Source organism: Streptomyces sp. NPDC055078 (assembly GCF_053607985.1).
Genome location: NZ_JBSGUP010000735.1, coordinates 1 through 3947, shown reverse-complemented (window position 1 = coordinate 3947; position 3947 = coordinate 1). Strand labels below are relative to the sequence as shown.

The 3947-nt window shown below is 70.5% G+C and carries 6 protein-coding genes and 1 pseudogene; all 7 read right to left on the bottom strand.

Annotated elements, in window-relative coordinates; genetic code table 11:
• Positions 1-40: 40 nt before the first annotated feature.
• Positions 41-244 (bottom strand): helix-turn-helix domain-containing protein, encoded by a 204-nt coding sequence (locus ACWF94_RS35720; protein WP_453498464.1) that lies wholly within the window; start codon positions 242-244, stop codon positions 41-43.
• Between the two features lie 188 nt (positions 245-432).
• Positions 433-1599: a DUF3631 domain-containing protein gene (locus ACWF94_RS35715; RefSeq protein WP_453498461.1), complete on the bottom strand. Its 1167-nt coding sequence runs from the start codon at positions 1597-1599 to the stop codon at positions 433-435.
• Positions 1596-1955, bottom strand: coding sequence for a hypothetical protein (locus tag ACWF94_RS35710; protein WP_453498459.1), 360 nt, complete (start codon positions 1953-1955; stop codon positions 1596-1598). The genes ACWF94_RS35715 and ACWF94_RS35710 overlap by 4 nt, the downstream gene beginning before the upstream one ends.
• Complete coding sequence (locus tag ACWF94_RS35705) at positions 1952-2866, bottom strand: bifunctional DNA primase/polymerase (protein WP_453498456.1); 915 nt, start codon at positions 2864-2866, stop codon at positions 1952-1954. The genes ACWF94_RS35710 and ACWF94_RS35705 overlap by 4 nt, the downstream gene beginning before the upstream one ends.
• A gap of 89 nt (positions 2867-2955) precedes the next feature.
• On the bottom strand, positions 2956-3078 hold the full coding sequence (locus tag ACWF94_RS35700; RefSeq protein ID WP_453498453.1) for a hypothetical protein: 123 nt from the start codon (positions 3076-3078) through the stop codon (positions 2956-2958).
• 12 nt (positions 3079-3090) lie between these two features.
• Positions 3091-3246, bottom strand: coding sequence for a hypothetical protein (locus ACWF94_RS35695; RefSeq protein ID WP_453498450.1), 156 nt, complete (start codon positions 3244-3246; stop codon positions 3091-3093).
• A 231-nt stretch (positions 3247-3477) separates the two neighbouring features.
• Positions 3478-3947: pseudogene (locus ACWF94_RS35690) on the bottom strand (ATP-binding protein); the annotation flags it as partial.

The following is a 3947-nucleotide window of genomic DNA, read 5'->3' as shown; positions in this document are numbered from 1 at the left end:
GCCCCGGACCGTGGTCCGGGGCCGCTTCGGCGGTGCTGGGTCAGGCGGCTTTCTCGGGGGTGAGGCTCGCGACGTATGCCCGCAGGGCACTGACGCGGATGCGTCGGCTGCGCCCCTGCTTGACGTATTCGAGCGCTCCCTCAGCCATCAGTTCGTAGACCGTGGAGCGCCCCAGACGCAGGGCAACGGCTGCTTCCTTGGGGGTGTAGAGAAGGGGCTCGATGGTGTGGACGGCGGTGGTCACCGGAAATTCCTCCTCGGCGGGAAGGCGGGGGCCTGGGCCCCCTTCTCTGAGGTCCGCTACTTCCGCTACTGCCGCTACCGCGCAGGTCAGGGGCCTGTTCGAGGTAGCGGGAAGGGGTAGCGGTAGCGGATGGGTAGCGGCGGGGTAGCGGCAAGTTTCGGTGCTTGCCGCTACCGCGTTAGTGCTGGTCAGGCCGTGTTTTCCGTGCCGGGTAGCGGAGGTAGCGGACTTTCCGGGGGTGGGGGGCAGTAGCGGGCCCAGGCGTCCCGGAGATCGGCGGCGCGGTAGCCCTTGAGGACGCTTCCGGCGGTCTTGATGTTGCAGGAAGCAATGGGCTCGTTGTCGGCCGTCATGTACTCGGCGAGCATCTTGGACAGGCGCCGGCTGTCGAGCGGCTTGCCGTGGAGGTCGGCCCAGGGGGCGTCGTCCAGGGCATTGAGCCGGTCCAGGATCGCGACAGTGGGCAGGCGGTCGATGCCGACCATGACGTGGTCACGCAGATCGGTCAGCAGCCGCACCCCGAGACTGCCCCTGTCGTTGGCCCGGGACGCGCTCACCAGCGCCACGCACGCTTCGCGTGCCCGGTGGGGCCAGTCACCGCCGACGGCGTCAGCGATGGCGAGCAGGGGTTCCCAGACGTCGGCGGGGCGGTCGGTGACGCCGTCGGGCATCTGGGGCCACGCGCCCGTCACTTGGTCGCGCGCCTGCTCGGCCCACTGCGCGAGCCGGTCACGCAGTGCGTTGCCCTCCGCTTCGTGGAGGCGGGCCCGGAAGGCTTCCACGTGTTCATTACGGGCCCGGCGGCGCATCCGGATCACGACCGAGCGGGTCATGATGGTGTCGGGCAGTGCTCCGAGTCCGGCGACCGCGACCCCGCAGTACGACGGGAACGCCTGAACGATCTGGTTGCCGCCGTCGCCGATGCACCGGTAGGTGACGCCGGTACGGCGGTGTCCGGCGTTGAGGAATCCGCGCAGTTCCTCGTTGTCCCCCGCCTTGGGGCCGAAGACCGTGTCGATTTCATCGAAGAGGATCGTGGGCCGTCCGTTGGGGTTGGACACGGATCGGAACAGGGCGGCGGCGGACGCGTTGACGGCCGTCATCGGCTGAGGAACGAGGGTTTCCACCACCTCCAGCGCTCGTGACTTGCCCGACCCCGGTTCGGGGGACAGGAATGCCAGACGCGGCGTGGAGTCGAAGCAGTCGAGCAGGTGGGCGTGCGCGTCCCAGAGGGCGACGGCGACATATGCGGCCTCGTGCGGGAAGACGTTGAACCTGCGGTGAAACGCCTCGATGTCATCGAGCAGGGCGGCCCCGTCGATGGGTGCCGGCGGTTTGGTCGTGTCGTCGGTCATGCGGCGGCCTTCTCTCCCTGCTCGGTGGTGCGGAGCGTGCACAGGGTGCGGTGGTGGGTGTGGTCGGTGATCAGGGCGAGGACCTTGGTGTGGCCGGTGGCGCTGGTGTTCCGGCCGCAGGCGCATGTCGAGGTGGCGGTGGGGGTGCCGCGCCGGGGGGTGGTGATGGTGAGCCAGGCGACCGCGTACCGGCCGTCCCGGGGGTGCGGGTCAGGGCGAACGGATGAAGCGGACGCCCTTCGGGCGGCGTCTTTCGGGCCGCCTGCGGCCGTCCGGGGTGCGGGCGGTTCGGCGGCGGGCGGGTGGCCGGTGGTGGGGGTGAGGCTCTTAAGGGAGGGAGGGGGAGGGGCGCTCATGCCGCCCTGCCGTGCGGGTTGTGGGTGATGGACCAGTTCAGGGCGCTGGTGATGACCGGGGTGCACTCGGATTCCCTCAGTCCGGCCGCTTCCCCCGCCCCCTTAAGAGCCGCCTCTACCACGTACCGGGGGAGGTCGCCGGACGCGACGAAGCGACCCAGGGCACGCGCGGCCCGCAGAAGCGTCGCGTTCCGGGTGCCCTCCGCAGCGGTCGCGACGTTCGCCGTTTCGGCCGTGAGGGCCGCTGACGCGTAGCGGGACGCCCGTACGGCCGAGGGTGCAGCCGTTAGTGCCCGCAGTGACTGACAGGGCGTCAGGAGGGCGTACAGCCATTCGGGGAGCGTGACGGCGGGGGCGGGGTCGGTGACCTCGTAGGCCCCGGCGGGGGTGAGGCTGCCTGCTCCGACGACGTACCCGCCCCACGCGCGGGTGTCCACCAGCGGCGCGACCCTGCCCGCAGTACTGCTCATCCGGAGGCCGCGCGGGGCGGTGAAGTACAGGTGCTGCCCGCCTCCCGCAGTCCGGATGCGGCGGGTGGCGGGGACGGCGTGTCCGGCGCGCTCGCAGAGCGCCTGAAAGGTCGTCACCCCGTCAGGGGTGCCCTTCTCGCCCTTGTCCTTGTCGTTCTGCTTGGGCATGTCGAGGTCCACCACGACCAGCCCTGAAGGGCCGGTGGCGATGCCGATGTTGAACGGGGCGGTGGACCACGCGGACCGGATACGGTCCAGGTCGAGGGTGGCGCGCTGCTCCCACTTCCGGTGACCGGTGGCGCAGGTACCGGTCCGGGGGCACCGTGCCTCGCTGTGGAGCGCGGGCCGCTTGGTGCCGGGGCGGAGGGGGAACACCGCCCAACCCCGGTCGGCGGTATCGAGCGCCGCGCGTAGCAGCGCGGCCTTGCGGTCATGGGTCATGCTGGAGGTTCTCCAGTTCGGTGTAAGCGGGCTGGATCACGAGGGCGGCCCCGGACTTTGGCGAGAAGGGGGCCGCCCTCGGTGCTCTGTTAGTCGCAGGTGCAGTCGGGGTGCTCGCTGGAGCCGTTGGCTCCGCATCCCCCGCAGTGCGGGTGCGGGTAGTGGTCGGGGTCGTCGGTGAACTCGAAGTCGTCGTAGGTGTCGTCGTCCACGGGGTGTTCCTTTCAGGAGGCTTTGGGGCCGCGTCGCGGCCTGCGGGGGAGGGGGTTGGTGGTGGTGCCGTGGGGTCGGGTGCCGGAGTCGGTCCGGCGGCCGGGTCCGGGGCCGGAGGGCATGGCGGGTCCGTTGGGGTAGTTGGTGCCGCTTTGAGGGCCGCTCATGGGGCTCCTTGGGTGGGGTTCGAGATGGTGTGGCCGGATCGGTGTGGTCACGGGTTGTGACAGGGAGGGATGTGGCCCGGGGGGCGGGGCCCTTGTTTCCCGGGGGTCTGTGCGTGGTTGCGGGGGTGGGTCCCTGGGTCCCCTGGGGTGGTGATCTGTGCTGATCAGGGCTGGGATGGGGGTTCAGGGACCCGGTCAGGGAGAACTCCCTGTGTCCCTGGCGGGGTCCCTTTACTCTGCGTGGCTGATCGTGGTGTCGTCGGCCCGGTTGTCGAGGGCTGCGAGGACCTTGGTCCGGTTGACGACTTTGTGGCCGTCGGACTTGTGGGGCTTGGCTCCGACGGCTTCGAGGACGCGGGAGAGGTCGGCGAACGTCCATTCGCGGTACTCGCCCGGGTTGAGCGCGGCAAGCCCGTGGAGGACTTCTTGGGTGCGCATCCGGGCGGTGTCTCCGAGGACTTCCGCGATGTCGGCGAGCGGGTCCGCCTGCTCGGCGGTGTCCATGGCGGCCGGGGTGGTGACTCCAGCCCGGCGGGTCTTGGCGCGGTCGGCGACTTCAGCGGCGTGTTCACCGGAGATGAAGTGGGTGCGGATCGTGATGGAGGACTGTCCGGGGGCGAGTTTGACCCCGTCTCCGGCGACGACCACGGTGCCTTTGTCGAGGCCCTGACGGAGCTTGTGCGGGGCGGCGCCGCCGTTGA

Excerpts from the sequence above, each read along its gene's own strand:
- ACWF94_RS35695 (WP_453498450.1), bottom strand. The coding sequence starts at position 3,246 with ATGAGCGGCCCTCAAAGCGGCACCAACTACCCCAACGGACCCGCCATG.
- ACWF94_RS35710 (WP_453498459.1), bottom strand. The coding sequence starts at position 1,955 with ATGAGCGCCCCTCCCCCTCCCTCCCTTAAGAGCCTCACCCCCACCACC.
- ACWF94_RS35715 (WP_453498461.1), bottom strand. The coding sequence starts at position 1,599 with ATGACCGACGACACGACCAAACCGCCGGCACCCATCGACGGGGCCGCC.
- ACWF94_RS35705 (WP_453498456.1), bottom strand. The coding sequence starts at position 2,866 with ATGACCCATGACCGCAAGGCCGCGCTGCTACGCGCGGCGCTCGATACC.